26 protein-coding genes are annotated in these 25,974 nt (G+C 54.1%); 15 read left to right on the top strand and 11 right to left on the bottom strand.

Annotation, left to right across the window (positions count from 1 at the left end; translation table 11 throughout):
- Positions 1–37: 37 nt before the first annotated feature.
- Entirely contained in the window at positions 38–1,174 is a 1,137-nt protein-coding gene (locus OGV67_RS00810; RefSeq protein WP_012135732.1) for an HlyD family secretion protein, read from the bottom strand.
- Between the two features lie 2 nt (positions 1,175–1,176).
- The gene (locus OGV67_RS00805) at positions 1,177–1,560 is read right to left on the bottom strand and encodes a DUF3302 domain-containing protein (protein ID WP_071259218.1); all 384 of its coding nucleotides are present in this window, start codon (positions 1,558–1,560) and stop codon (positions 1,177–1,179) included.
- Positions 1,561–2,091: 531 nt separating this feature from the next.
- On the opposite strand from OGV67_RS00805, the gene mtlA reads away from it, so the two are divergent.
- From mtlA to mtlR, 3 genes are all read left to right on the top strand, one after another.
- Positions 2,092–4,005, top strand: coding sequence for a PTS mannitol transporter subunit IICBA (mtlA, locus tag OGV67_RS00800; protein ID WP_012135735.1), 1,914 nt, complete (start codon positions 2,092–2,094; stop codon positions 4,003–4,005).
- 227 nt (positions 4,006–4,232) lie between these two features.
- Positions 4,233–5,381, top strand: a complete 1,149-nt coding sequence (gene mtlD / locus OGV67_RS00795; protein WP_104868029.1) for a mannitol-1-phosphate 5-dehydrogenase — start codon at positions 4,233–4,235, stop codon at positions 5,379–5,381.
- Complete coding sequence (mtlR, locus tag OGV67_RS00790; RefSeq protein WP_012135737.1) at positions 5,378–5,968, top strand: mannitol operon repressor MtlR; 591 nt, start codon at positions 5,378–5,380, stop codon at positions 5,966–5,968. The genes mtlD and mtlR overlap by 4 nt, the downstream gene beginning before the upstream one ends.
- A gap of 12 nt (positions 5,969–5,980) precedes the next feature.
- On the opposite strand, the gene OGV67_RS00785 is transcribed toward mtlR, so the two are convergent.
- Entirely contained in the window at positions 5,981–6,190 is a 210-nt protein-coding gene (locus OGV67_RS00785; RefSeq protein WP_012135738.1) for a hypothetical protein, read from the bottom strand.
- Positions 6,191–6,480: 290 nt separating this feature from the next.
- Here OGV67_RS00785 and OGV67_RS00780 point away from each other — a divergent pair, with 290 nt between their 5' ends.
- From OGV67_RS00780 to trmL, 5 genes are all read left to right on the top strand, one after another.
- The gene (locus OGV67_RS00780) at positions 6,481–6,843 is read left to right on the top strand and encodes a YibL family ribosome-associated protein (protein WP_012135739.1); all 363 of its coding nucleotides are present in this window, start codon (positions 6,481–6,483) and stop codon (positions 6,841–6,843) included.
- Positions 6,844–7,113: 270 nt separating this feature from the next.
- Positions 7,114–8,769, top strand: a complete 1,656-nt coding sequence (gene lldP / locus OGV67_RS00775; protein ID WP_047460287.1) for an L-lactate permease — start codon at positions 7,114–7,116, stop codon at positions 8,767–8,769.
- A complete protein-coding gene (gene lldR, locus OGV67_RS00770; protein ID WP_115614307.1) occupies positions 8,766–9,542 on the top strand; it encodes a transcriptional regulator LldR in 777 nt (258 codons plus the stop codon). The genes lldP and lldR overlap by 4 nt, the downstream gene beginning before the upstream one ends.
- Positions 9,539–10,729, top strand: coding sequence for a quinone-dependent L-lactate dehydrogenase (lldD, locus tag OGV67_RS00765; protein ID WP_047460285.1), 1,191 nt, complete (start codon positions 9,539–9,541; stop codon positions 10,727–10,729). Before lldR ends, lldD begins: the two co-directional genes overlap by 4 nt.
- Positions 10,730–10,872: 143 nt before the next feature.
- Complete coding sequence (gene trmL, locus OGV67_RS00760) at positions 10,873–11,346, top strand: tRNA (uridine(34)/cytosine(34)/5-carboxymethylaminomethyluridine(34)-2'-O)-methyltransferase TrmL (RefSeq protein ID WP_115614306.1); 474 nt, start codon at positions 10,873–10,875, stop codon at positions 11,344–11,346.
- A gap of 81 nt (positions 11,347–11,427) precedes the next feature.
- On the opposite strand, the gene cysE is transcribed toward trmL, so the two are convergent.
- The 5 genes from cysE to OGV67_RS00735 all read right to left on the bottom strand — a co-directional run bounded on the left by cysE (position 11,428) and on the right by OGV67_RS00735 (position 14,571).
- Complete coding sequence (cysE, locus tag OGV67_RS00755) at positions 11,428–12,249, bottom strand: serine O-acetyltransferase (RefSeq protein ID WP_012135745.1); 822 nt, start codon at positions 12,247–12,249, stop codon at positions 11,428–11,430.
- 77 nt (positions 12,250–12,326) lie between these two features.
- Complete coding sequence (gene gpsA / locus OGV67_RS00750) at positions 12,327–13,346, bottom strand: NAD(P)H-dependent glycerol-3-phosphate dehydrogenase (RefSeq protein WP_115614305.1); 1,020 nt, start codon at positions 13,344–13,346, stop codon at positions 12,327–12,329.
- A complete protein-coding gene (gene secB, locus OGV67_RS00745) occupies positions 13,346–13,813 on the bottom strand; it encodes a protein-export chaperone SecB (RefSeq protein WP_003024155.1) in 468 nt (155 codons plus the stop codon). The genes gpsA and secB overlap by 1 nt, the downstream gene beginning before the upstream one ends.
- Before the next feature lie 47 nt (positions 13,814–13,860).
- Entirely contained in the window at positions 13,861–14,112 is a 252-nt protein-coding gene (gene grxC, locus OGV67_RS00740; RefSeq protein ID WP_047358806.1) for a glutaredoxin 3, read from the bottom strand.
- Positions 14,113–14,139: 27 nt separating this feature from the next.
- Positions 14,140–14,571, bottom strand: a complete 432-nt coding sequence (locus tag OGV67_RS00735; protein ID WP_012135748.1) for a rhodanese-like domain-containing protein — start codon at positions 14,569–14,571, stop codon at positions 14,140–14,142.
- A 247-nt stretch (positions 14,572–14,818) separates the two neighbouring features.
- On the opposite strand from OGV67_RS00735, the gene gpmM reads away from it, so the two are divergent.
- The 3 genes from gpmM to OGV67_RS00720 are packed head-to-tail and all read left to right on the top strand — an operon-like array spanning position 14,819 to position 18,625.
- On the top strand, positions 14,819–16,363 hold the full coding sequence (gene gpmM / locus OGV67_RS00730) for a 2,3-bisphosphoglycerate-independent phosphoglycerate mutase (RefSeq protein ID WP_024131059.1): 1,545 nt from the start codon (positions 14,819–14,821) through the stop codon (positions 16,361–16,363).
- 33 nt (positions 16,364–16,396) lie between these two features.
- Positions 16,397–17,656 (top strand): murein hydrolase activator EnvC, encoded by a 1,260-nt coding sequence (envC, locus tag OGV67_RS00725; RefSeq protein WP_230012564.1) that lies wholly within the window; start codon positions 16,397–16,399, stop codon positions 17,654–17,656.
- A gap of 3 nt (positions 17,657–17,659) precedes the next feature.
- Entirely contained in the window at positions 17,660–18,625 is a 966-nt protein-coding gene (locus OGV67_RS00720; RefSeq protein ID WP_024131060.1) for a divergent polysaccharide deacetylase family protein, read from the top strand.
- On the opposite strand, the gene OGV67_RS00715 is transcribed toward OGV67_RS00720, so the two are convergent.
- Positions 18,612–19,646, bottom strand: a complete 1,035-nt coding sequence (locus OGV67_RS00715) for a glycosyltransferase (protein WP_115614304.1) — start codon at positions 19,644–19,646, stop codon at positions 18,612–18,614. The genes OGV67_RS00720 and OGV67_RS00715 overlap by 14 nt on opposite strands.
- A 179-nt stretch (positions 19,647–19,825) precedes the next feature.
- Between OGV67_RS00715 and rfaY the strand changes: the two genes are divergently transcribed.
- A complete protein-coding gene (gene rfaY / locus OGV67_RS00710) occupies positions 19,826–20,512 on the top strand; it encodes a lipopolysaccharide core heptose(II) kinase RfaY (RefSeq protein ID WP_115180970.1) in 687 nt (228 codons plus the stop codon).
- Positions 20,513–20,565: 53 nt separating this feature from the next.
- On the opposite strand, the gene tdh is transcribed toward rfaY, so the two are convergent.
- Positions 20,566–21,591, bottom strand: coding sequence for an L-threonine 3-dehydrogenase (tdh, locus tag OGV67_RS00705; protein WP_012135756.1), 1,026 nt, complete (start codon positions 21,589–21,591; stop codon positions 20,566–20,568).
- Positions 21,592–21,600: 9 nt separating this feature from the next.
- On the bottom strand, positions 21,601–22,797 hold the full coding sequence (gene kbl / locus OGV67_RS00700; protein ID WP_012135757.1) for a glycine C-acetyltransferase: 1,197 nt from the start codon (positions 22,795–22,797) through the stop codon (positions 21,601–21,603).
- Positions 22,798–23,012: 215 nt separating this feature from the next.
- Here kbl and rfaD point away from each other — a divergent pair, with 215 nt between their 5' ends.
- From rfaD to rfaC, 3 genes are read left to right on the top strand one after another with little or no spacing between them, the layout of a single operon-like run.
- A complete protein-coding gene (rfaD, locus tag OGV67_RS00695; protein WP_012135758.1) occupies positions 23,013–23,945 on the top strand; it encodes an ADP-glyceromanno-heptose 6-epimerase in 933 nt (310 codons plus the stop codon).
- An 8-nt stretch (positions 23,946–23,953) separates the two neighbouring features.
- Positions 23,954–25,000, top strand: a complete 1,047-nt coding sequence (gene rfaF / locus OGV67_RS00690) for an ADP-heptose--LPS heptosyltransferase RfaF (RefSeq protein ID WP_058668282.1) — start codon at positions 23,954–23,956, stop codon at positions 24,998–25,000.
- A 3-nt stretch (positions 25,001–25,003) separates the two neighbouring features.
- Positions 25,004–25,972: a lipopolysaccharide heptosyltransferase RfaC gene (gene rfaC / locus OGV67_RS00685; RefSeq protein WP_115614303.1), complete on the top strand. Its 969-nt coding sequence runs from the start codon at positions 25,004–25,006 to the stop codon at positions 25,970–25,972.
- The last annotated feature ends 2 nt before the right edge of the window (positions 25,973–25,974 follow it).

Genomic DNA, 25,974 nt, shown 5'->3' with positions numbered 1-25,974 from the left:
ATCAGGCATTTTTACTAAAAAGCAGGTGACGACCCGCTTAATGATCCAAATAAAGATAGTGCATCCAGCTGGTCATGCGCAGTAACACCTTACGCATCACGGAGACATGGGCGAAGTGATCGGAGTAAACCGCAACCTGGGCGTAAATGCCGTCAGGCAGGGCATCCACATCGCTATTCGGCTCCAGCTCAATCAACGCAAGCACGCCGTCCATCCCCGGCGTTACGCTTAAGGACTGTAATGTTCCCTGCGCCTGGTAAGAACCGCCGGGCACGACCGGTAAAATACTCAACAACTTGCCCTGGAATACCTGGCCGGGCAGCGCATTGAACACCACTTCGGCCTCATCTCCCGCCTCAAGACGTAATAATGAGTTCTGCCGGAACTGGGCGACAATTTGCCGTTTTTGTTCGGGAATAAAAACCATTACCGGGCGCAGCGGCAGCGCGGCGGCATAGCTACCGGGCCGGATAAGCACCTGGGTCACATAGCCATTGCTCGGCGCGCGAATAACCGTCTGTTCAAGATTGTATTTCGCCTCGGCCAGTTGCGCCCGCAGGCTGACGATTTGCGACTGCTCGCCATCGACCATGCTGTCCAGTTGGCTCTGGATCTGCGTTTGCTCAGCAACAGAACCTTTTACCATCGCATCCTGCGCTAAATAGTTTTGCCGCGCGTTATCGATATCGCTTTCAGAAAACGGATTCACCCTCGCCTGACTGCCTTTCAGATAGCGCTGATAATCCTTATAGAGGCGGTCGCGTTCTGCGGACACCCGCGTGGTATTGGCCTGAGCCTCCGCTAATTGCGCCTTCAGGGTATGTATATTATGCGTGGCCGTGACCAGGTCAGCCTGTAACCTGTCGACCCGCGCCTGATACCGCACAGGATCGATTTTGAATAAAACATCGCCTTTTTTAATCAGCTGATTATTTTTATCCGTTACCTCACTCACAATACCTGTTACCTGCGGCGTAATGGGAATAGAAATAACCGCTTTCTGCGCCGTAAAAGTATAGGGGTGGTTATAGTTCATTAATAATATAAGTCCGCTAACTAAAAATACCCCGCCTAATGCCGCCGTGGAAAGTGTCCATTGATTCACCGGAATCCTGAATATTTTAAATACCGCCCAGGCTAATGCTACGTAGGTCAAAACAATCAACAGATCCATGATTAGCTCTCCGACGGGGGAATATCAGGGGACTGTACCTCAGCCAGCTTTCGCTCCAGCGCTTCCACACGTTTCGACAAGGCGATAAGTTCCGGGTCAGGCTCCGGTTCTGGCCCCGGCTCAGGTTCCTTTTCCTGCGGTGAAACATGCGCTTGCATGCCCCAGCCCCGTTCGGGCTGATAAAGCGTGGCCCAAATCCACAGAAACGGCCAAATAACATGCAGCGTAAACAGGCTGACCCAACCAGCAGTATGAATAGCATCAGCATGGGGGTGGTTTCGTTTTTTAGCGATCAGATAAGGGATGTCATGAATCATGATGATTCCATAAAAAATCACCAGAAAAACAAAGATCAATACTCCTAACGCGAAATAATTTAGAAACATACCTGCTCCGGCTTCACGCTAATAAGAGTGTTAAATGACAGGCGGCGTATTACGATTCCACCGATATTTTGAACATAATTCGAGTCCGCCATTTTCGCCATCAAACCAAAAGATAATTTTGCACGGCGAGAGGTTGCTCAATTACACATCAGAATGAAGCATGAGGCGGAATCTGCTTAAGATCACACCACACAGGTTTCGGATGAAAATATCTTGTGATTTAGATCACAAAAATTCAACAAACCCTCAAATCAAAAATGTGAAACAGTTCACATTTAAACGCTATTTCCATCGGTGATTCCGGGTTTGTTGTTTTTTTACACAGCTGTTTTGTGATCAATATCACATCAATAACCACCATCTACCCTATATTCATGTGATCTAAATCACACAACAAGCCAGCAACTGGACAGTTGAACGATTCAGTGCCAGATTTCGCACTATCTACAGGGTCCGGCTACCTCTGCCGCTACATTAACAAACCTCGGGCTTCGAGCCTGCGCGACAGCAAACATAAGAAGGGGTGTTTTTATGTCATCCGATATTAAGATCAAGGTGCAAAGCTTTGGTCGTTTCCTCAGCAATATGGTGATGCCAAATATCGGCGCGTTTATCGCGTGGGGTATTATCACCGCATTATTTATTCCAACAGGGTGGTTGCCTAACGAAACGCTGGCAAAGCTCGTTGGTCCGATGATCACCTACCTCCTGCCGCTGCTGATCGGTTATACCGGTGGTAAGCTGGTAGGCGGCGAGCGCGGCGGCGTGGTCGGTGCTATCACCACGATGGGCGTTATCGTCGGTGCGGACATGCCGATGTTCCTCGGCTCAATGATCGCAGGCCCGCTGGGCGGCTACTGCATCAAGAAATTCGATAGCTGGGTAGACGGTAAGATCAAATCCGGTTTCGAAATGCTGGTGAATAACTTCTCCGCTGGCATCATCGGGATGATCCTCGCGATTCTGGCGTTCCTCGGCATTGGCCCGGCGGTTGAAGTCCTGTCCAAACTGCTGGCAGCCGGCGTTAACTTCATGGTTGTCCATGATATGCTGCCGCTGGCGTCTATCTTCGTTGAACCGGCGAAAATCCTGTTCCTCAACAACGCGATCAACCACGGTATCTTCTCGCCGCTGGGTATTCAGCAGTCCCATGAGCTGGGTAAATCCATCTTCTTCCTGATCGAAGCTAACCCAGGCCCGGGTATGGGTATCCTGATGGCGTACATGTTCTTCGGTCGCGGAAGCGCAAAACAGTCTGCTGGCGGTGCGGCAATCATCCACTTCCTGGGCGGTATCCACGAAATTTACTTCCCGTACGTGCTGATGAACCCGCGTCTGATCCTGGCCGTTATCCTCGGCGGTATGACTGGCGTGTTTACGCTGACCATCCTGAACGGCGGTCTGGTTTCTCCGGCGTCTCCGGGTTCTATCCTGGCGGTACTGGCGATGACGCCAAAAGGCGCCTACTTCGCTAACATCACGGCGATTATCGCTGCTATGGCGGTCTCCTTCATCATTGCCTCCATTCTGCTGAAAACCAGCAAAGTGAAAGAAGATGATGATATCGACGCGGCAACCCGTCGCGTGCAGGACATGAAAGCGGAATCTAAAGGCGCATCCGCGCTGTCCGCTGGCGATGTGACCAACGACCTGAGCCATGTACGTAAAATCATCGTTGCCTGTGATGCCGGTATGGGTTCCAGCGCAATGGGTGCGGGCGTACTGCGTAAAAAAGTTCAGGATGCGGGTCTGAGCCAGATTTCCGTCACCAACAGCGCGATCAACAACCTGCCGCCGGATGTCGACCTGGTCATCACTCACCGTGACCTGACCGAGCGCGCCATGCGCCAGGTTCCGCAAGCGCAGCACATTTCGCTGACCAACTTCCTGGATAGCGGACTGTACACCAGCCTGACCGAACGTCTGGTTGCCGCGCAGCGCCACAACACCAACGAAGAGAAAGTACGCGATCATCTGAAAGACAGCTTTGATGAAGGGGATAACAACCTGTTCAAGCTGGGCGCAGAAAACATCTTCCTGGGTCGTAAAGCCGCCACTAAAGAAGAAGCCATTCGCTTTGCGGGCGAGCAACTGGTGAAAGGCGGTTATGTTGAGCCAGAATACATCGACGCCATGCTGGAACGTGAAAAACTGACCCCGACTTATCTGGGTGAGTCTATCGCCGTACCGCACGGCACCGTGGAAGCCAAAGACCGCGTGCTGAAAACCGGTGTGGTGTTCTGCCAGTACCCGGAAGGCGTTCGCTTCGGTGAAGAAGAAGACGATATCGCCCGCCTGGTCATTGGTATCGCGGCGCGTAACAACGAGCACATCCAGGTCATCACCAGCCTGACTAACGCGCTGGATGATGAGTCCGTGATCGAGCGTCTGGCGCATACCACCAGCGTGGATGAAGTGCTGGAACTGCTGGCCGGTCGTAAGTAAGTCCGTTGCCCGGTGGCGCTCGCGCTTACCGGGCCTACGATGTGCAGTTCCCGTAGGCCGGATAAGGCGTTTACGCCGCCATCCGGCATCATGTCCGGTGGCGCTGCTACCGGGCCTGCGGTGTACGGTTTCCTCTCCCGCAAGGGAGAGGGTTTGGGTGAGGGGGGAAGCCATGCGGTCCCTCACCCCAGCCCTCTCGGGTAAAAACATTAATGAAGGTTAACACTATGAAAGCATTACATTTTGGCGCAGGTAATATCGGTCGTGGATTTATCGGCAAACTGCTGGCTGACGCGGGGATACAACTGACGTTCGCGGATGTAAACCAGGTCGTGCTCGACGCCCTGAATGCCCGTCATAGCTATCAGGTTCATGTGGTGGGTGAAAATGAGCAGGTTGATACGGTTTCCGGCGTTAATGCCGTGAGCAGCATCAGCGATGACGTGGTTGAGCTGATTGCGCAGGTCGATTTGGTCACCACCGCCGTTGGGCCGGTGGTACTGGAACGCATTGCTCCGGCCATCGCCAAAGGCCTGGTTAAACGTAAAACGCAGGGGATTGAAGCGCCGCTTAACATCATTGCCTGCGAAAACATGGTGCGCGGCACCACGCAATTGAAAGGTCATGTGATGAACGCCCTGGCGGATGAAGACAAAGCCTGGGTTGAACAGCATGTCGGTTTTGTCGATTCCGCCGTCGACCGTATCGTGCCACCTTCTGCCTCCGCCACGAACGACCCGCTGGAAGTCACCGTGGAAACCTTCAGCGAGTGGATTGTCGATAAAACGCAGTTCAAAGGCGCGCTGCCAGATATTCCAGGTATGGAATTAACCGATAACCTGATGGCATTTGTCGAACGTAAACTCTTCACGCTGAACACCGGGCATGCTATAACCGCGTACCTCGGAAAATTAACCGGTCATCAGACCATCCGTGACGCGATTCTCGATGAGAAAATCCGCGCTGTGGTAAAAGGGGCGATGGAAGAGAGCGGCGCGGTGCTGATCAAACGCTACGGTTTTGATGCCGACAAACATGCGGCATACATTCAGAAAATCCTCGGTCGTTTTGAAAACCCGTATCTGAAAGATGACGTTGAGCGCGTTGGCCGCCAGCCGCTGCGTAAACTGAGTGCGGGCGACCGTCTGATCAAACCGCTACTGGGCACGCTGGAATACGGCCTGCCGCACGTTAACCTGGTCAACGGTATCGCTGCCGCGATGCACTTTACCAGCGAAGACGATCCGCAGGCCCAGGAACTGGCTGCGCTGATCGCAGAGAAAGGGCCGCAGGAAGCGCTGGCGCAAATTTCCGGGCTGGATGTAAACAGCGAAGTGGTAGCGGAGGCGGTTAACGCATACAACGCGACCAAATGAGGCAAAATACGGCGCAGGTCATCCTGCGCCCGAATGACAGATTGTCAGATATGCAGGCAATAATGGAACAAACCCAGGCCTTTGAAAACCGCGTGCTTGAGCGTCTGAATGCTGGCAAAACCGTACGAAGTTTCCTCATCACCGCCGTAGAGTTACTCACCGAGGCGGTGAATATTCTGGTACTTCAGGTGTTTCGCAAAGACGATTATGCGGTGAAATACGCAGTGGAACCGTTGCTCGACGGCGATGGACCGCTGGGCGATCTCTCGGTACGTCTGAAACTGATCTACGGTCTGGGGGTACTCAGTCGCCCTGAATACGAAGATGCGGAACTGCTGATGGCGCTGCGTGAAGAACTGAATCACGACGGTAATGAATATGCGTTCACCGACGACGAAATTCTCGGGCCGTTTGGCGAACTACACTGCGTGACGGCGTTACCGCCGCCGCCGCATTTTGAGACCTCTGACCCGGGTTTATACGCCATGCAAATTCAGCGCTACCAGCAAGCGGTACGCTCAACGATGGTGCTTTCCCTGACCGAGCTGATTTCTAAAATCAGCTTAAAAAAAGCCTTTCAAAAATAGACCGTCAACCACTTACTGTTTTTCTTCCGGCTGCGGCTGATAGAGCTGGCGATAATATTCCAGACGTTGCAGGTACATCTGCGCATTTGCCTTCGGCACCTCATCAGGAACCATATCGCGCGGCGGCGTTTTATTCAGATACTCCCGAAATGCCTGACTCGAAGCCATAAAATCTACAGCCTTATCAATAAGAAGCGGAACGTTGTCACCTATTTTAACCATGATGATATCTCCATGTATTCTCCGCGTCGGGGAATGCGCGGCCGCTAATTTTAGTTTAGGCTCAGACAGGGTTTTCTATTGAGGAAAACGTGCTTAATCGCAAACCACCATACAGAAACCGTTAACATCACGTTTTGTTTATTAAATAAGTATTAAATCAAGACGTTACACAATCAATTAGCATTATAATACTTGCCTTATTTGATTATTTTTATCCCATTAGTTGTGAATAATCCCGCTCTGCGCGCATACTATAGAAAATTCATCCTGGTTCCATCAGAAGCTATCCCATGAAAGAAGTCGAAAAAAACGAAATTAAACGTCTGAGCGATCGCCTGGACGCCATCCGCCACCAGCAGGCCTCGCTATCCCTTGTCGATGCCGCTGACAAATATGCCGAGCTGGAAAAAGAGAAAGCCACGCTGGAAGCCGAGATCGTGCGCCTGCGTGACGTTCACAGCCAGAAGCTGAGTAAAGAAGCGCAAAAGCTGATGAACCTGCCGTTTCGCCGCGCGATTACTAAAAAAGAACAGGCCGATATGGGCAAGCTGAAGAAAAGCGTGCGCGGTCTGGTTGTCGTCCACCCAATGACGGCATTAGGCCGTGAAATGGGTCTGAAAGAGATGACCGGTTTCGCAAAAACCGAGTTTTAACCTTCTGCCGGGTACGCACACGCTTGCCCGGCTCGCCTTTTCCCTCCCCTCCCTCAATTGGCCCAACCAATTATCCCTTAATCCGATCACTGGTTCACAGTTCATTAAAATTCACCTACACTAGCGTTGCCAATAAGCAACATTTGATTAACCATTCATTGTCATTACCCCTACATCCCAATATTGGCAGGGCCACTTTTACACATAATGTGACAAAGAGATGAGCAAAAGACTCATTGCATTATGCGTGTGACCCTCAGGAGACCTGCAATGAATCTCTGGCAACAAAACTACGATCCGGCCGGTAACATCTGGATTTCCAGCCTGATCGCATCGCTTCCGATCCTGTTCTTTTTCTTCGCGCTGATTAAGCTCAAGCTGAAAGGCTACATCGCCGCCTCCTGGACGGTCGCAATCGCGCTGGCTGTCGCGCTGCTGTTTTACAAAATGCCGGTGGATAACGCTCTGGCTGCGGTGGTGTATGGCTTCTTCTATGGTCTGTGGCCGATTGCCTGGATCATTATCGCCGCCGTCTTTGTCTATAAAATCTCTGTCAGAACCGGGCAATTCGACATCATCCGGTCATCAATATTGTCGATTACCCCTGACCAGCGTCTGCAAATGCTGATCGTCGGCTTTTCCTTCGGGGCATTCCTTGAAGGGGCAGCGGGCTTTGGCGCGCCAGTAGCGATTACTGCGGCTCTGCTAGTCGGCCTGGGCTTTAATCCGCTGTATGCGGCGGGTTTGTGCCTGATCGTCAACACCGCGCCAGTCGCGTTTGGCGCGATGGGGATTCCGATTCTGGTGGCCGGTCAGGTCACCGGGCTGGACAGCTTTGAGATCGGCCAGATGGTCGGCCGTCAACTGCCGTTCCTGACCATTATCGTACTGTTCTGGATTATGGCGATTATGGACGGCTGGCGCGGCGTGAAAGAGACCTGGCCTGCGGTGATGGTGGCGGGTGGTTCATTTGCTATCGCCCAGTACCTCAGCTCTAACTTTATCGGCCCGGAACTGCCGGACATCATCTCGTCGCTGGTCTCGCTGGTCTGTCTGACGCTGTTCCTGAAACGCTGGCAGCCGGTACGTATTTTCCGCTTTGGCGATATGGGCGCTTCACAGGTCGATCAGACGCTGGACCGCACCCATTACACGGTTGGTCAAATCGTTCGCGCATGGTCGCCGTTCCTGTTCCTGACAGCGACCGTTACCCTCTGGAGCGTCCCGCCGTTTAAAGCGATGTTTGCCCCAGGCGGCGCGCTGTACGACTGGGTGATTAATATTCCGGTTCCGCATCTCGATAAGCTGGTTGCCCGTATGCCGCCGGTGGTGCATGAAGCAACCGCCTACGCTGCGGTCTATAAGTTCGACTGGTTCTCCGCTACCGGTACGGCCATTCTGTTCGCTGCGCTGCTGTCCGTCGTCTGGCTGAAAATGAAACCGTCTGCCGCAATCCAGACATTTGGCAGCACGCTGAAAGAGTTAGCGCTGCCGATTTACTCCATCGGGATGGTACTGGCATTCGCGTTTATCTCTAACTACTCCGGGCTCTCCTCTACGCTGGCGTTAGCGCTGGCGCATACGGGCAGCGCCTTTACCTTCTTCTCGCCGTTCCTTGGCTGGCTGGGCGTATTCCTGACGGGGTCTGATACCTCATCAAACGCGCTGTTTGCCGCCCTGCAGGCGACGGCCGCCCAGCAAATCGGCGTCTCTGACGTGCTGATGGTGGCGGCGAATACCACCGGCGGCGTAACCGGTAAGATGATCTCTCCGCAGTCTATCGCCATTGCCTGTGCGGCAGTGGGTCTGGTAGGGAAAGAGTCCGACCTGTTCCGCTTTACCGTTAAACACAGCCTGATTTTCACCTGCATGGTGGGTGTGATTACCACACTTCAGGCCTATGTCTTAACCTGGATGATTCCGTGATTGTGATGCCAAAACGCCTGTCAGACGAGGTTGCCTCTCGTGTGCGGGCGCTGATTGAAGAACAACAGCTGGAGGCGGGTATGAAGTTGCCCGCCGAGCGCCAGCTGGCCGTACAACTGGGCGTGTCGCGCAATTCTCTGCGCGAGGCGCTGGCGAAACTGGTCAGTGAAGGCGTGCTGATAAGCCGCCGGGGCGGTGGAACGTTCGTTCGCTGGCAGCATGAAACCTGGTCCGAACAGAATATCGTTCAGCCGTTGAAAACGCTGATGGCGAACGACCCGGACTACAGCTTCGACATTCTGGAAGCCCGCCACGCCATTGAAGCCAGCACCGCCTGGCACGCCGCGATGCGCGCCACGCCCGCTGATAAAGAGAAAATTAAGCTCTGCTTCGACGCCACGCTCAGTGAAGACCCGGACCTCGCCTCCCAGGCGGATGTTCGCTTCCATCTCGCGATTGCGGAGGCCTCGCACAACGTCGTGCTGTTGCAGACCATGCGCGGCTTCTTTGATGTCCTGCAATCATCCGTGAAGCAGAGCCGCCAGCGTATGTATCTCGTTCCGCCGGTGTTTTCAAAACTGACGGAACAACATCAGGCGGTGATGGACGCCATTCTGGCCGGTGATGCCGACGGCGCACGTAAAGCCATGATGGCGCACCTCAGTTTCGTCCACACCACCATTAAACGATTTGATGAAGACCAGGCCCGCCAGGCGCGTATTACCCGCCTGCCCGGTGACCATAATGAGATTTCCAGGGAGAACAAAGCATGATCATTTCAGCAGCCAGCGATTATCGCGCCGCAGCCCAACGCATTCTGCCCCCTTTCTTGTTCCACTACATCGACGGCGGCGCCTATGCGGAATATACCCTGCGTCGTAACGTGGAAGACTTGTCAGAGGTGGCGCTCCGCCAGCGCGTGCTGAAGAATATGTCCGACCTGAGCCTGGAAACCACCCTGTTTAACGAAAAGCTGTCGATGCCGGTTGCACTGGCTCCGGTTGGCCTGTGCGGAATGTATGCGCGTCGCGGTGAAGTTCAGGCCGCCGCCGCCGCCGATGCGAAAGGGATTCCGTTTACCCTCTCCACCGTTTCTGTCTGCCCCATCGAGGAAGTCGCGCCGACGATTAAACGCCCGATGTGGTTCCAGCTGTACGTCCTGCGCGATCGCGGTTTTATGCGTAACGCGCTGGAGCGCGCCAAAGCGGCGGGCTGCTCCACGCTGGTCTTTACCGTCGATATGCCAACGCCTGGCGCGCGTTACCGTGACGCCCACTCCGGGATGAGCGGCCCGAATGCCGCCCTGCGCCGCTACTGGCAGGCTGCGACCCATCCGCAATGGGCCTGGGATGTCGGCCTGAACGGTCGTCCGCACGATCTGGGCAATATCTCTGCCTACCTCGGCAAACCGACCGGGCTGGAAGATTACATCGGCTGGCTGGCGAACAACTTCGATCCGTCGATTTCCTGGAAAGACCTGGAGTGGATCCGTGAATTCTGGGACGGCCCAATGGTGATCAAAGGGATCCTCGATCCCGAAGACGCCCGCGACGCGGTACGCTTTGGCGCTGACGGCATCGTGGTCTCTAACCACGGCGGCCGCCAGCTCGACGGCGTACTCTCCTCCGCCCGCGCCCTGCCCGCCATTGCCGACGCGGTGAAAGGCGATATCGCCATTCTGGCGGACAGCGGAATTCGTAATGGTCTGGACGTGGTACGCATGATTGCGCTTGGAGCCGATAGCGTACTGCTTGGCCGTGCGTATCTGTACGCGCTGGCGACGGCGGGTCAGGCTGGCGTGGCGAACCTGCTGGATCTGATCGAAAAAGAGATGAAGGTCGCCATGACGCTGACCGGCGCAAAATCAATCAGCGAGATCAGCCGTGATTCGCTGGTGCAGGAACTCGGTAAGTCTGTTCCGGCTGCGCTGGCGCCACTATCGCAGGGTGATGCGGCGTAGGCTGGATAAGGCGTCAGCCGCCATCCGACAATGTAATGTGCATCAGGGAGCCTGATGGCGCTACGCTTATCAGGCCTACTACAGGGTGAGGGTGAACGTATTTTCTGCTATTCTGCCCCCCGCACTTAAGGGGGCAGTTAAGCATGTTGAATATCGTATTATTCGAACCAGAAATCCCACCAAACACCGGCAATATTATTCGTCTTTGCGCCAATACCGGTTTTCGTCTGCATATTATCGAGCCGATGGGCTTCACATGGGATGATAAACGTCTGCGCCGCGCGGGGCTGGACTATCACGAGTTTGCCGCCGTACAGCGCCATCACGATTACGCCGCCTTTGTCGCCGCCGAAAACCCACTGCGTCTGTTTGCTCTGACCACCAAAGGCACCCCTGCCCATAGCGCGGTGAGCTATCAGGATGGGGACTACCTGATGTTTGGCCCGGAAACGCGCGGTTTACCGGCGACCATTCTCGACGCGCTGCCCGCAGAACAAAAAATTCGTATTCCAATGATGCCGGACAGCCGCAGCATGAACCTGTCGAACGCGGTGTCGGTCGTGGTGTATGAGGCATGGCGCCAGTTGGGGTATCCTGGCGCGGTATTGCGTAGTTGATTTTTGTCGGATGGCGGCTGACGCCCTATCCGACCTACGGATCTGGTAGGCCCGGTAAGCACAGCGCTACCGGGCATAAAGTCAGATGCCGTCGCCGTATTCGAACGTATGGTGAATCCCGTTAAAATGCTGATCCATATCCATTGACGGCTTATCGCTGTCGGGCTTGCCGACAATCCGCGCCGGAACGCCCGCTGCGGTGGTGTGTGGCGGTACAGGCTGCAAGACCACGGATCCCGCGCCAATCTTCGCGCCGCGCCCCACTTCGATATTGCCAAGGATCTTCGCCCCGGCGCCAATCATCACGCCTTCACGAATTTTGGGATGACGATCGCCGCTGGTTTTCCCGGTCCCGCCAAGCGTGACCGATTGCAGGATCGAGACATCGTTTTCGATTACCGCCGTTTCACCGACCACAATCCCCGTCGCGTGATCGAGCATAATGCCGCGTCCAATTTTCGCCGCCGGGTGAATATCGACCTGGAAGGTGACAGAAACCTGATTTTGCAGGAATATCGCCAGCGCGCGGCGGCCTTCATTCCATAACCAGTGGCCGATACGGTAGGCCTGGAGAGCATGGAAGCCTTTCAGATACAGAAGCGGCGTCGAGTATTTGTCTACCGCCGGGTCGCGGGTGCGTACCGCCTGAATATCACAGGCAGCAGAGGCGATCATTTCCGGGTCGGCGGCGTAGGCCTCTTCCACCACTTCACGGATGGCGATGGCAGGCATAATCGGAGACGCGAGTTTGTTCGCCAGCATATAGCTCAGCGCACTGCCCAGGTTTTCATGCTTGAGTAGCGTCGCGTGGTAGAAACTGGCCAGCATCGGCTCACAGTCCGCCAGAGCCCGGGCTTCGGCTTTAATATTGTTCCAGACGATATCCAGTTCTTCACATGACATTGCTGACTCCAGGTATCAGGCTAACGACCGGCCCGTTCTTCGCGGGCCGGGTCATTTAATAAAACAGATCCTTACGGCTAGTGGCGACTACGCTCGTCCTTGCGTGCACGACCTAATAACGTCAATGCTGCCTCGCGCGCGTTTTTTCCGCAATACAATACTTGATAAATTTCCTCGGTTATTGGCATTTCGACACCAAAACGGTGCGCCAACTCACGAACTTCTTTTGTATTACGGTAGCCTTCAACCACCTGACCAATTTCGTCCTGCGCACTCTGAACATCCATGCCCTGACCGAGCATCATGCCAAAACGACGGTTACGCGACTGGTTGTCGGTACAGGTCAGAACCAGGTCGCCCAGACCCGCCATTCCCATAAAGGTAGTCGGATCGGCCCCCAGCGCCGCGCCAAGACGCGACATCTCCGTCAGCCCACGCGTGATCAGCGCGGTACGTGCGTTTGCGCCAAAACCGATGCCGTCAGACATGCCTGCGCCAATCGCAATCACGTTTTTCACCGCACCGCCCAGCTGCACGCCGATGAAATCGGGGTTGCTGTAGACGCGAAAACTCTTACCGCAGTGCAAAAGTTCCTGCAAATCATCCGCGAAGGTTTCGTCCGTCGACGCCAGAGAAATTGCCGTCGGCAAACCCGCCGCCAGTTCTTTAGCGAACGTCGGGCCGGATATCACCGCCAGCGGGATGTCATCGCCCAGCGCTTCACGGGCGACATCCTGCAACAGGCGCCCCGTTTCCGCTTCCAGACCTTTGGTCGCCCAGACCAGGCGCGCATCAGGACGCATCAGCGGTTTAATCTGTCGCAGCACCTCGCCAAAGACATGGCTTGGCACCACCACCAGAATGTTACGGCTGGCCGCCAGCGCGGTGGCTAAGTCGCTTTCAAGGCGTAGCGTATCGGGAAAAGGCACATCAGGGAGGAACGCGACGTTGCAGCGGTCTCGCTCAAGGGTCGCGACATGTTTAGGATCGTGGCCCCACAGGACAACCTGGTGGCCGTTTCTCGCCAGGGTGATGGCAAGAGCGGTGCCGTACGAGCCAGCACCGATCACAGTCATTGAAGCATTACTTTGGTTCATCAGGCATCCTGATGTTCTTCAGTACCTTCGCCAGCTTGCTGCTGTAAATAGTTCATGAACAGCGCATCGAAGTTAACCGGCGCAAGATTCAGTTGCGGGAACGTGCCGCGTGAAACCAGGCTGGTGATGCATTCGCGGGCATACGGGAACAGAATGTTCGGGCAGTATGCACCCAGGCAATGCGCCATCTGAGTTCCTTCAATACCACTGATGGAGAAAATGCCGCCCTGCTGAACTTCGCACAGGAAAGCGGTTTCTTCGCCCAGGGAAGCCGTTACGGTAACACGCAGTACCACTTCGTATACGTCATCTGCCAGTTGAGTAGACGCCGTATCAAGATCAAGTTTAACCTCTGGCTGCCAATCTTTCTGGAAAACATGCGGCGCATTTGGCGCTTCGAAAGACACATCCTTGGTGTAGATACGTTGGATCTGGAAAGCCATTTCGGTGTTATTTTGTTCTGACATGTGTAGAAAACCCTTTAGTGTTGTCCTTAAAATACTTGCGGCATGTTTTAACGCAGCAGGGGATCCAGTCCACCACGTGCATCCAACGCATACAAGTCGTCACAGCCGCCAATGTGCTGTGCATCAATAAAAATCTGCGGAACCGTCGTGCGGCCACTACGCTTGATCATCTCTTCACGTTTTACGGCATCGCCGTCAATCGGAAGTTCCTGGAAACTCACACCCTTACTGCTCAACAGCGCTTTTGCACGATGGCAAAACGGGCAGGTTGCTTTGGTGTAGATCTCGATGTTGGCCATGACTTATCTCCCGTGTTGAGTAACGCGTTATTTCCCGCGCACTAATGGCAGGTTCTCACCGCTCCAGCCCGCAACGCCTTCTTTCAGCACAAAAACTTTCTCAAAGCCCGCTTTGATCAGTGCGTTTGCGGATTCCTGACACTGCATACCGGAACCATCAACCACGATCAGAGGCTTATCTTTGTGCTTTTCAAGCTCGCCAACGTTGTTGGCCTTGATTTCGCTCGGCAGCAGGTTAGTCGCGCCCGCGATATGGCCTTTGCGGAAGTCGTCACGCTGACGTAAATCCACCACAACGGCGTCTTCTTTGTTGATAAGACGCGTCGCTTCGCCGCGAGTAATAACCTTAACTTTAGACATCAGGCCTTTGAAAGTGGTGAACAACACCGCCACCAGTAGCGCAATCCAGGCGATACTCAGTATGGGATGGCGGCCAACAAATTGCATAATTTCTTGCATGGGGGGTAACAACTCCCGACTCAGTGATTAAAAAACCAGGAAAGGAGTATACCTGCGCGTTGGCGCAAATACAGCCAGAGCGTGCAATGGATTGCATTTTTGCGGGGCGCTACGGAAAAAAAACGTCGATCCGCGCCGTCCCCGGCTCGCTCTCTGCCCCATTCTTTGATCTTCTGAGGCTATTTTATCGATTCAGCTGTAGTAAAATTACGCAATTATTTTGTCTATTGAGTGTGAGGTTGTCGCAATGTCGGTTTCTAAAAAACCTATGGTACTGGTGATTCTGGATGGCTATGGCTACCGTGAAGACAGCCAGGATAACGCCATTTTGAATGCCAAAACCCCGGTAATGGATGCTCTGTGGGCAAAACGTCCGCATACCCTGATCGACGCTTCCGGTCTGGAAGTGGGTCTGCCGGACCGTCAGATGGGCAACTCCGAAGTGGGTCACGTTAACCTGGGCGCGGGCCGTATCGTGTATCAGGATCTGACGCGCCTGGATGTTGAAATTAAAGAACGTACCTTCTTCGCTAACCCGGTACTGACGGCGGCGGTCGATCAGGCGAAAAATACCGGTAAAGCCGTGCACATTATGGGCCTGCTGTCTGCGGGCGGCGTGCACAGCCACGAAGATCACATCATGGCGATGGTCGAACTGGCCGCAGAACGCGGCGCAGAGAAAATTTATCTGCACGCCTTCCTTGATGGCCGCGATACCCCGCCACGCAGCGCGGAATCCTCGCTGAAAAAATTCGAAGACAAGTTTGCCGCGCTGGGCAAAGGCCGCGTAGCGTCCATTATTGGTCGTTACTATGCAATGGACCGCGACAACCGCTGGGATCGCGTTGAGCAGGCCTATGACCTGATGACGCTGGCGCAGGGTGAGTTCCAGGCCGATACCGCCGTTGCTGGCCTGCTGGCCGCTTACGCGCGTGACGAAAACGACGAATTTGTGAAAGCGACTGTCATTCGTGCGGAAGGTCAGGCCGATGCCGCGATGGAAGACGGCGACACGCTGATTTTCATGAACTTCCGTGCTGACCGCGCCCGCGAAATTACCCGCGCGTTCGTGAATGCTGATTTCGACGGCTTCGCCCGTAAGAAAGTGGTTAATCTGAACTTCGTCATGCTGACCGAGTACGCCGCTGATATCAAAACCGCCGTGGCTTACCCACCGGCATCGCTGGCAAACACCTTCGGCGAGTGGATGGCGAAGAACGACAAAACCCAACTGCGCATTTCCGAAACGGAAAAATACGCCCACGTCACCTTCTTCTTCAACGGCGGCGTAGAAGAACCGTTTGCAGGCGAAGAACGCATCCTGATCAACTCGCCTAAAGTGGCGACCTACGATCTACAGCCGGAAATGAGTTCCGCAGAACTGACCGAAAAACTGGTTGCGGCTATCGGGAGCGGCAAGTATGACACCATCATCTGTAACTACCCGAACGGTGATATGGTCGGTCACACTGGCGTGATGGAAGCGGCGGTTAAAGCGGTTGAAGCGCTGGATCACTGTGTTGAGCAGGTTGCTAAAGCGGTTGAGTCCGTTGGCGGCCAACTGCTGATCACCGCAGACCACGGCAACGCCGAGCAGATGCGCGATCCATCCACTGGTCAGGCGCACACCGCGCATACCAACCTGCCGGTTCCGCTGATTTATGTCGGCGCGAAAAGCGTAAAAGCGGTCGAAGGCGGCAAACTTTCTGATATCGCACCGACGATGTTGACGCTGATGGGTATGGAAATCCCGAAAGAGATGACTGGTAAGCCGCTGTTCATCGTGGAATAATCCTTCCCCATGAGGGGAAAGGCGTTTAATTCCATTACACGGGCCGTGAAACCACGCAGGTTTTCAGTCAGGCCCATGATTTACGCCAGCGTGTTGAGCGCTGGCGTATTGTTGTGCGCCTTTTCCGCCCATGCGGATGACCGCGATCAGCTCAAATCCATCCAGGCGGATATCGCCGCCAAAGAGCGCGCCGTACGCCAGCAACAGCAGCAACGCTCCAGTTTGCTCGCACAGCTCAAAACGCAGGAAGAGGCCATCTCCGCCGCCGCGCGTAAACTGCGTGAAACCCAGAATACCCTTGCCCAGTTGAATAAGCAGATCGACGCAATGAACGCGTCTATCGCGAAGCTGGAACAACAAAAAGCCATTCAGGAACGCAGCCTTGCCGCGCAGCTGGATGCAGCGTTTCGCCAGGGCGAGCATACGGGGATTCAGCTCATTCTTAGCGGTGAAGAGAGCCAGCGCGGGCAGCGTTTACAGGCCTATTTCGGTTATCTGAACCAGGCGCGCCAGGACACCATTGCCGAACTGAAACAGACGCGTGAAGAGGTGGCGTCTCAGAAAGCGGCGCTGGAAGAGAAACAGAGCCAGCAACAGACGCTGCTGTATGAACAACGCGCCCAACAGGCGAAGCTGGAGCAGGCGCGTAATGAGCGTCAGAAAACGATCGCCGGTCTTGAGTCGTCAATCCAGCAGGGGCAACAGCAGTTAAGTGAATTGCGAGCGAACGAATCCCGCCTGCGCAACAGCATCGCGCGCGCAGAGGCGGCCGCCAAAGCCCGGGCGGAGCGAGAAGCCCGCGAAGCGCAGGCGGTGCGCAATCGTCAGCAGGAAGCCACCCGCAAAGGCACAACCTACAAACCAACCGAAAGCGAAAAATCGTTGATGTCCCGTACCGGCGGTCTGGGTTCACCGCGCGGCCAGGCATTCTGGCCTGTTCGCGGCCCAACGCTGCATCGTTATGGCGAACAGCTGCAAGGTGAGCTACGTTGGAAAGGGATGGTTATCGGTGCGTCTGAAGGTACTGAAGTCAAAGCAATTGCGGACGGTAGGGTGATTCTGGCGGACTGGTTGCAGGGCTACGGTCTGGTCGTCGTCGTGGAACACGGTAAAGGCGATATGAGCCTTTACGGGTATAACCAGAGCGCACTGGTCAGCGTTGGCACACAGGTTCGCGCAGGCCAGCCTATTGCGCTTGTAGGCAGCAGCGGCGGTCAGGGCCGACCGTCACTCTATTTCGAAATTCGTCGCCAGGGTCAGGCCGTCAATCCACAGCCGTGGTTGGGAAGATAAGTTTTGCCTCACTTTCGTCGCACAATACTCTCACTCGCCAGCCTGCTGGCATTCGCCTCCCCTGTTTTTGCTGGCAAACTCGCCATCGTAATCGACGATTTTGGTTATCGTCCGCACAATGAAAATCAGGTGCTGGCGATGCCGTCCGCCCTCTCCGTTGCCGTCCTGCCCAATGCCCCACATGCCCGTGAAATGGCAACCAAAGCGCACAACAGCGGGCATGAGGTGCTGATCCATCTGCCGATGGCGCCGCTGAGCAAGCAGCCGCTGGAGAAAGATACGCTGCGCCCGGAGATGAGCAGCGACGAAATTGAACGCATTATTCGCGATGCGGTGAATAAGGTGCCGTATGCCGTGGGTCTCAACAACCACATGGGCAGCGCGATGACCTCCAGCCTGTTTGGCATGCAAAAAGTGATGCAGGCGCTGGAGCGTTATAATCTTTACTTCCTCGACAGCATGACCATTGGCAACAGTCAGGCGATGCGTGCCGCCTCCGGGACGGGCGTGAAGGTGATTAAGCGCAAAGTGTTCCTTGATGATACGCAGAACGAAGCGGATATTCGTCGCCAGTTTAATCGCGCCATTGAGTTAGCCCGTCGCAACGGGTCCGCTATCGCGATTGGGCACCCGCATCCATCAACGGTGCGAGTCCTTCAGCAGATGGTCTATAACCTGCCTGCGGATATTACGCTGGTGCGTCCGAGCAGCCTGCTCAACGAGCCGCAGACAGATACCTCTACGCCAAATCTGACGCCGCCGAAAAACGGTACGCCGGATTCGCCGCGAAATCCGTTCCGCGGCGTGAAGGTGTGTAAATCGAAGAAACCGTTAGAACCTGTCTACGCCAGCCGGTTCTTTAGCGTGTTAAGCGAAAGCATTACGCAGAGCACGATGGTGAACTACTTCCGGCATCAGTGGCAAGGCTGGGGCAAGATCGCTGCCCCCCAGAACGCTAACGCGGATTAATCGCTTTACGGGCAACGCGGTGGTGCGAGGCCGTTTTATCACGCCACCGGTATAACCGACCCGACCACAACAGCGCCTGATAAGCCGCCTTCGCGCTTCGTATGTTAAGCATCATGCGCTTATACATGCCAGAGGCAAATATTTCGGCGATCATCCGCTGGCGAATAAGCGTGTCCTGCTCCTTACGCACCGCATGACACACCCGCAGCGCTTCCCAGGTAATTTGTTGCTTAAATTCAGGATAGACGGGAATGCGATCCGCATAATCACTATTCAACTTTTCTAATAAACGCGTGATTTTAATGTAGTGTCGCTGGTAATGCAGATTACGCTCACCTTGTCGTTTCAGGCGGCTAACAGACTGATCGTGAAGAAAATACTTATACAACGCCTGTTCGGTATAGCGTACGCGCGTGGCATTGAACATCACTTCCGTGGTCCACAGAATATCCTGATGATGTAATCCTGGAACAAAGCTAATCGCGTGTTTTTCAATAAGGGCGCGCCGATAAACGCCCATCCAGACAACATGCGTCCAGCGGCGTGAAGCCAGCCCCATACGCAGCCAGTCCGGGCCGGTTAATACCCCTGTCGACCGAATGCGATCCGTGGGGATGGATGGCCAGGTATGCCCCGTCTCAAGAATGCACCAGTCTGCATTACACTGCGCCACATCCAGGTCATCCTGTAGCGCCATGGTCATCAGCGTTTCATACATGTTCGGATACACCAAATCATCGGCATCGACAAAAGCAACGTAGTCGCCGGTCGCCGCGGCCAACCCCCGGTTGCGGGCCACGGACGCGCCTGCATTATCCTGATGCAACAGGTGAACATGTGAATAGGTATCGGCAAAATGCCTTGCGATATCAACGGAGTTGTCGGTAGACCCGTCGTTAACAATGATGATCTCCAGCGCATTCCATGTTTGTGCAATCAAAGATTCCATGCATGCCTGGAAGCTATTACCCGCATTGTATAACGGAATAATAACACTCAGTGTACTTGTGCTGCTTTTCATAGAATGGCCCGTCAGTCTTTAATACATTGGCCCTTTCTACCGTGCTTTCATTAAGAAATTATTAAGTCCAGTGGAGATGATGGTTAAGGCGCACAAAACACCCTACAGATGAGAAGCCTCACCATGTATACTACGCCTTCGTATTATACGTATTTAGAATACTTATCTTGAGGGAAGTGATGACCATCAGTAAGACACATGAAAAGGGCTATACGGTCTATTACAAAGAGGAAAATAAAGACCTTAAGTCCCTGATGGATAAGTATATGAATAACGAAATCAGTGGCAAACCGCTGAACAGCGGCAACGAATTCCGCAGCGTAGAACTTGTTGAATACCGGTCACGGAAGTTCATCATCAAAAACGATCGCGAAATAGACCCACGATTTGAGAAAAAGATTCAGAATTTTCTCTCCGGGCCTTTTTATTCTCGGCTGATCCAAAAACTGGACAGCCTGGCGCCACAAGTGCGTGCCTGTACCGCCGATCTCTACTGTGTGGCCGAGAAAACACGTTTTCGCCAGTGCTATGATGTGTATACCCTTCATGAATATATTGAAGGGGAGCCATTAAATGATATTAATGAAAGCAATAAAGAAGATATTAAGGCGTGTATTCAGCAACTGCACCGGGCAGGTCTGGCCTCCAATGATATTCATGCCGGAAACTTTATCCGCACACCTTCCGGGGAATTGCGCATCATCGACTTATCCTGCAAAGGAAGTCTGAAAATTTGCCAGGCAAATGATATTTTAGTATTACAAAATAAATACCATATGAATATTGAAGGTCAGGGTCTGGTTTATAAACTTATTCAGCTTAAAGAGAAATTCAGACGCTTATCCCGCAAGATGCGCGGAAAATAAAAACGCCATTTTACGGCCAGGTTCGGGAAAACCTGGCCGCCAGCAGGATGCTATCAGTCCCAGCTCAGAATCACTTTTCCTGACTGGCCTGAACGCATCGCATCAAAGCCTTTCTGGAACTCATCGATGGAGAAACGGTGGGTGATGATCGGAGACAGATCCAAGCCAGACTGAATCAGCGCCGCCATCTTATACCAGGTTTCAAACATCTCACGACCGTAAATACCTTTAATAAACAGCCCCTTGAAGATCACCTTCGTCCAGTCGATAGACATATCTGAAGGTGGAATCCCCAGCATCGCGATACGACCGCCGTGGTTCATGGTATCCAGCATGGCGCGAAACGCAGGCGGCGCACCGGACATCTCCAGGCCGACGTCAAACCCTTCGGTCATGCCCAGATTAGCCATCACGTCGGTCAGATTCTCTTTCGCGACATTCACCGTGTGGATGATGCCCATTTTACGCGCCAGTTCCAGACGGTACTCATTCACATCCGTGATCACGACATGACGCGCGCCCACATGTTTCGCTACCGCCGCCGCCATGATGCCGATCGGGCCGGCACCGGAAACCAGCACATCTTCACCGACCAGATCGAACGACAGCGCCGTGTGTACGGCATTGCCGAAGGGGTCGAAGATAGAGGCTAAATCATCGGAGATGTTATCCGGGATCTTAAAGGCGTTAAACGCCGGAAGTACCAGATATTCCGCAAAACAACCGGGACGGTTAACACCGACACCCAGAGTATTGCGGCACAAATGCGTACGGCCACCGCGACAGTTACGACAATGGCCGCAGGTAATATGGCCTTCGCCGGAAACGCGATCGCCAATCCTGAAGCCTTTAACTTCCTGACCGATACCGACCACCTCGCCGACATATTCATGCCCTACCACCATCGGAACCGGGATGGTTTTTTGCGACCATTCATCCCAGTTATAGATGTGAACGTCAGTGCCGCAGATGGCTGTTTTACGGATTTTAATCAGCAGATCGTTATGCCCGACTTCCGGTACCGGAACGTCAGTCATCCAGATGCCCTCTTCCGCTTTCAGTTTGGATAACGCTTTCATCTCACATCCTCAGGCAATAACGCCCAGTTGTTTACCAATACGTGTGAACGCCTCAACCGCACGCGTGATTTGCTCAGGGGTATGCGCCGCAGACATCTGGGTACGAATACGCGCCTGACCTTTCGGAACAACCGGATAGAAGAATCCGGTCACGTAAATCCCCTCTTTTTGCAGTTCTCGGGCAAATTGCTGCGCAACTACCGCATCACCCAGCATCACTGGAATAATAGCGTGATCGGCGCCAGCCAGCGTGAAGCCCGCAGCGGACATTTGCTCACGGAACTGACGCGCATTCGCCCACAGGCGATCGCGCAGCTCGCTCCCCGCCTCAACCATCTCCAGCACTTTAAGGGAGGCCGCAACAATGGCAGGCGCCAGGGAGTTAGAAAACAGATACGGACGGGAACGCTGACGCAGCCACTCTACCACCTCTTTACGCGCCGCCGTATAACCGCCAGATGCCCCACCCAGCGCTTTGCCTAACGTACCGGTAATGATGTCCACGCGTCCCATTACGTCACAGTATTCGTGAGAACCGCGACCGTTCTCCCCGACAAAACCGACAGCATGGGAGTCATCAACCATCACCAGCGCGCCGTAAATGTCTGCCAGGTCACAGACGCCTTTCAGGTTGGCGATAACGCCGTCCATCGAGAACACGCCGTCGGTGGCGATCAGCACATGACGAGCGCCAGCTTCACGGGCCTCTTTCAGACGCGCTTCCAGTTCCTGCATATCGTTGTTGGCATAGCGAAAACGCTTCGCTTTACACAGGCGAACGCCATCAATAATCGAGGCGTGGTTTAACGCATCCGAGATAATCGCATCTTCTGCGCCCAGCAGGGTTTCGAACAAGCCGCCGTTGGCGTCGAAGCAGGAAGAGTACAGAATAGCGTCTTCCATACCGAGGAAGTCCGCCAGTTTTTGCTCCAGCTGTTTATGGCTGTCCTGAGTGCCGCAGATAAAGCGCACTGAAGCCATGCCAAACCCGTGAGAATCCATTCCCGCTTTTGCTGCCGCAATCAGTTCGGGATGGTTAGCCAGCCCCAGGTAGTTGTTGGCGCAAAAGTTGATGACGTGGCTTCCGTCTGCCACGGTGATGTCCGCCTGCTGCGCAGACGTGATAATGCGCTCTTCTTTAAACAATCCTTCCGCACGGGCGGTTTCCAGATCGTTGGTTAACTGCTTATAAAAATCCCCACGCATTGCGATTCTCCAGACTGGGCAAATTTCAGCACATATTACCCAAAGCTATACATTGATACGAGATGACGCATCATCACTTCTTGAAAATGCAGCATAAATCACGCGTACCCGCACAGCTTATCGGTGAATGGCTGAAGCCTGGGCCGTGTAGTGATATGATAAGAAGTATTCGTGTCTGAGATTGTCTCTGACTCCATAATTCGAAGGTTACAGTTATGATCATCGTTACCGGCGGCGCGGGCTTTATCGGCAGCAACATCGTTAAGTCCCTGAATGATAAAGGCATCACCGATATCCTGGTGGTGGACAACCTGAAAGACGGCACCAAGTTCGTCAACCTGGTGGACCTGAATATTGCTGACTATATGGATAAGGAAGACTTCCTGATCCAGATTATGGCCGGAGAAGAGTTCGGCGATATCGAAGCGGTTTTCCACGAAGGCGCCTGCTCTTCCACCACCGAGTGGGACGGCAAGTATATGATGGACAACAACTATCAATACTCCAAAGAGCTGCTGCACTACTGCCTGGAACGTGACATTCCGTTCCTGTATGCCTCCTCTGCGGCAACTTACGGCGGTCGCACCTCTGACTTCATTGAGTCTCGGGAATATGAGAAACCGCTGAACGTTTACGGCTACTCTAAGTTCCTGTTCGACGAGTATGTACGCCAGATCCTGCCTGAAGCCAGCTCGCAGATTGTAGGTTTCCGCTATTTCAACGTTTACGGACCGCGTGAAGGCCATAAAGGCAGCATGGCGAGCGTCGCTTTCCATCTGAATACTCAGCTCAACAACGGTGAAACGCCGAAACTATTTGAAGGCAGCGAAAACTTCAAACGCGATTTTGTCTACGTCGGCGACGTGGCTGATGTAAACCTGTGGTTCTGGGAAAACGGCGTGTCCGGCATCTTTAACCTGGGCACCGGGCGCGCGGAATCCTTCCAGGCCGTGGCGGATGCCGCGCTGGCTTATCACAAGAAAAGCGACCTTGAGTACATTCCGTTCCCAGAAAAACTGAAAGGCCGTTACCAGGCGTTCACGCAGGCGGATCTGACCAATCTGCGCGCCGCAGGCTATGACAAACCGTTCAAGACCGTTGCCGAAGGCGTAACGGAGTATATGGCCTGGCTGAATCGCGACGCGTAAGAAGAAACATGAAAATACTGGTGATTGGTCCGTCCTGGGTAGGCGACATGATGATGTCGCAAAGTCTCTATCGCACGCTCAAGGCGCGCTATCCCCAGGCGATAATCGACGTGATGGCGCCCGCGTGGTGCCGCCCGTTATTGTCGCGTATGCCGGAGGTCAACGACGCGATCCCCATGCCGCTTGGCCACGGGGCGCTGGAAATTGGCGAGCGGCGCAAGCTCGGTCATCGTCTGCGTGAAAAGCGCTATGACCGCGCCTATGTTCTGCCGAATTCGTTTAAATCCGCACTCGTTCCTTTCTTTGCCGGCATTCCGCATCGCACCGGCTGGCGCGGCGAGATGCGCTACGGCCTGCTCAACGACGCGCGCGTGTTAGATAAAGAGGCCTGGCCATTAATGGTGGAACGCTATGTGGCACTGGCCTACGACAAAGGCGTTATGCGTACTGCCCAGGATCTGCCGCAGCCTCTGTTATGGCCGCAGCTACAGGTGAGCGAGGGCGAAAAGTCCCTCATCTGCAACGAATTTTCTCTTTCCGCTGAACGTCCGATGATCGGTTTTTGCCCCGGCGCGGAATTTGGCCCGGCGAAACGCTGGCCGCATTATCACTATGCGGAACTGGCAAAGCAGCTCATCGATGAAGGCCACCAGATCGTCTTGTTTGGCTCAGCAAAAGATCATGACGCCGGAAATGAAATTCTGGCTACACTGAATACTGAGCAGCAGGCCTGGTGCCGCAATCTGGCGGGAGAAACGCAGCTGGAACAAGCTGTTATCCTTCTATCTGCCTGCAAAGCCGTTGTCACGAATGACTCTGGTTTAATGCATGTCGCCGCTGCGCTGAACCGTCCGCTGGTCGCGCTGTACGGCCCCAGCAGCCCGGACTTTACTCCCCCACTTTCGCATAAAGCGCGGGTTATCCGTCTGATTACGGGTTATCACAAGGTGCGCAAAGGGGATGCTGCGGAAGGGTATCATCAGAGCCTGATTGACATCACGCCGACGCGTGTCCTGGAAGAACTCAATAGTCTGTTATTACAAGAGGAAGCCTGACGGATGCGGGTTCTGATAGTCAAAACATCATCAATGGGGGATGTGTTACACACATTGCCCGCACTGACTGACGCACAGCAAGTCATCCCGGGTATTCAGTTTGATTGGGTGGTAGAAGAAGGATTCGCGCAAATTCCATCCTGGCACGATGCTGTCAATCGCGTGATTCCCGTCGCTATTCGCCGTTGGCGTAAGGCCTGGTTTTCCGCGCCCATCAAAGCTGAACGTAAAGCCTTTCGCGATGCCGTACAGGCACAGCAATACGATGCGATTATTGATGCCCAGGGGCTGGTAAAAAGCGCTGCGCTGGTCACAAGACTGGGACGCGGCGTAAAGCACGGCATGGACTGGAGTACGGCCCGGGAGCCCCTGGCCAGCCTGTTTTACAACCGAAAGCATCACATCGCTAAAGCGCAGCATGCCGTTGAACGCACCCGCGAGCTGTTCGCCAAAAGCCTGGGGTACAGCAAGCCACAGTCCCAGGGCGATTATGCGATTGCGCAACATTTCCTGAGCAATCTGAATGCAGACGCAGGGCAATATGCGGTATTTTTACACGCGACCACCCGAGACGATAAGCACTGGCCGGAAGCAAACTGGCGAGATCTGATCGGCCAACTGCGTGATGCGGGTGTACGCATTAAGCTGCCCTGGGGTGCGACCCATGAAGAAGCACGGGCAAAAAGATTAGCGGAAGGATTTGATTATGTGGATGTTTTACCACGAATGAGTCTGGAAGAGGTCGCACGCGAGTTGGCGGGGGCAAAATTTGTAGTGTCCGTTGATACCGGGCTTAGCCATTTAACCGCCGCCCTTGATCGACCTAATATCACGCTGTATGGCCCGACCGATCCGGGACTGATTGGGGGATATGGGAAGAATCAGTGCGCGCAAAAGAGTCATTCAGGGAAGATGTCAACTCTGAGTGCGGATGCCGTCAAAGTATCATTGCTTGATTTTAATTTGCTATAACT

This window comes from Citrobacter sp. CK188 (assembly GCF_030333525.1).
Classification (GTDB): Bacteria; Pseudomonadota; Gammaproteobacteria; order Enterobacterales; family Enterobacteriaceae; genus Citrobacter_B; species Citrobacter_B koseri.
This window is presented reverse-complemented; position numbering and strand designations above follow the sequence as displayed.

Excerpts from the sequence above, each read along its gene's own strand:
- OGV67_RS00780 (WP_012135739.1), top strand. The coding sequence starts at position 6,481 with ATGAAAGAAGTCGAAAAAAACGAAATTAAACGTCTGAGCGATCGCCTG.
- OGV67_RS00735 (WP_012135748.1), bottom strand. The coding sequence starts at position 14,571 with ATGCAAGAAATTATGCAATTTGTTGGCCGCCATCCCATACTGAGTATC.
- trmL (WP_115614306.1), top strand. The coding sequence starts at position 10,873 with ATGTTGAATATCGTATTATTCGAACCAGAAATCCCACCAAACACCGGC.
- mtlD (WP_104868029.1), top strand. The coding sequence starts at position 4,233 with ATGAAAGCATTACATTTTGGCGCAGGTAATATCGGTCGTGGATTTATC.
- kbl (WP_012135757.1), bottom strand. The coding sequence starts at position 22,797 with ATGCGTGGGGATTTTTATAAGCAGTTAACCAACGATCTGGAAACCGCC.
- cysE (WP_012135745.1), bottom strand. The coding sequence starts at position 12,249 with ATGTCATGTGAAGAACTGGATATCGTCTGGAACAATATTAAAGCCGAA.
- tdh (WP_012135756.1), bottom strand. The coding sequence starts at position 21,591 with ATGAAAGCGTTATCCAAACTGAAAGCGGAAGAGGGCATCTGGATGACT.
- rfaD (WP_012135758.1), top strand. The coding sequence starts at position 23,013 with ATGATCATCGTTACCGGCGGCGCGGGCTTTATCGGCAGCAACATCGTT.
- gpsA (WP_115614305.1), bottom strand. The coding sequence starts at position 13,346 with ATGAACCAAAGTAATGCTTCAATGACTGTGATCGGTGCTGGCTCGTAC.
- OGV67_RS00785 (WP_012135738.1), bottom strand. The coding sequence starts at position 6,190 with ATGGTTAAAATAGGTGACAACGTTCCGCTTCTTATTGATAAGGCTGTA.
- rfaF (WP_058668282.1), top strand. The coding sequence starts at position 23,954 with ATGAAAATACTGGTGATTGGTCCGTCCTGGGTAGGCGACATGATGATG.
- secB (WP_003024155.1), bottom strand. The coding sequence starts at position 13,813 with ATGTCAGAACAAAATAACACCGAAATGGCTTTCCAGATCCAACGTATC.
- mtlR (WP_012135737.1), top strand. The coding sequence starts at position 5,378 with ATGAGGCAAAATACGGCGCAGGTCATCCTGCGCCCGAATGACAGATTG.
- OGV67_RS00715 (WP_115614304.1), bottom strand. The coding sequence starts at position 19,646 with ATGAAAAGCAGCACAAGTACACTGAGTGTTATTATTCCGTTATACAAT.
- mtlA (WP_012135735.1), top strand. The coding sequence starts at position 2,092 with ATGTCATCCGATATTAAGATCAAGGTGCAAAGCTTTGGTCGTTTCCTC.
- OGV67_RS00810 (WP_012135732.1), bottom strand. The coding sequence starts at position 1,174 with ATGGATCTGTTGATTGTTTTGACCTACGTAGCATTAGCCTGGGCGGTA.
- gpmM (WP_024131059.1), top strand. The coding sequence starts at position 14,819 with ATGTCGGTTTCTAAAAAACCTATGGTACTGGTGATTCTGGATGGCTAT.
- lldD (WP_047460285.1), top strand. The coding sequence starts at position 9,539 with ATGATCATTTCAGCAGCCAGCGATTATCGCGCCGCAGCCCAACGCATT.
- OGV67_RS00805 (WP_071259218.1), bottom strand. The coding sequence starts at position 1,560 with ATGTTTCTAAATTATTTCGCGTTAGGAGTATTGATCTTTGTTTTTCTG.
- grxC (WP_047358806.1), bottom strand. The coding sequence starts at position 14,112 with ATGGCCAACATCGAGATCTACACCAAAGCAACCTGCCCGTTTTGCCAT.
- lldP (WP_047460287.1), top strand. The coding sequence starts at position 7,114 with ATGAATCTCTGGCAACAAAACTACGATCCGGCCGGTAACATCTGGATT.
- rfaC (WP_115614303.1), top strand. The coding sequence starts at position 25,004 with ATGCGGGTTCTGATAGTCAAAACATCATCAATGGGGGATGTGTTACAC.
- rfaY (WP_115180970.1), top strand. The coding sequence starts at position 19,826 with ATGACCATCAGTAAGACACATGAAAAGGGCTATACGGTCTATTACAAA.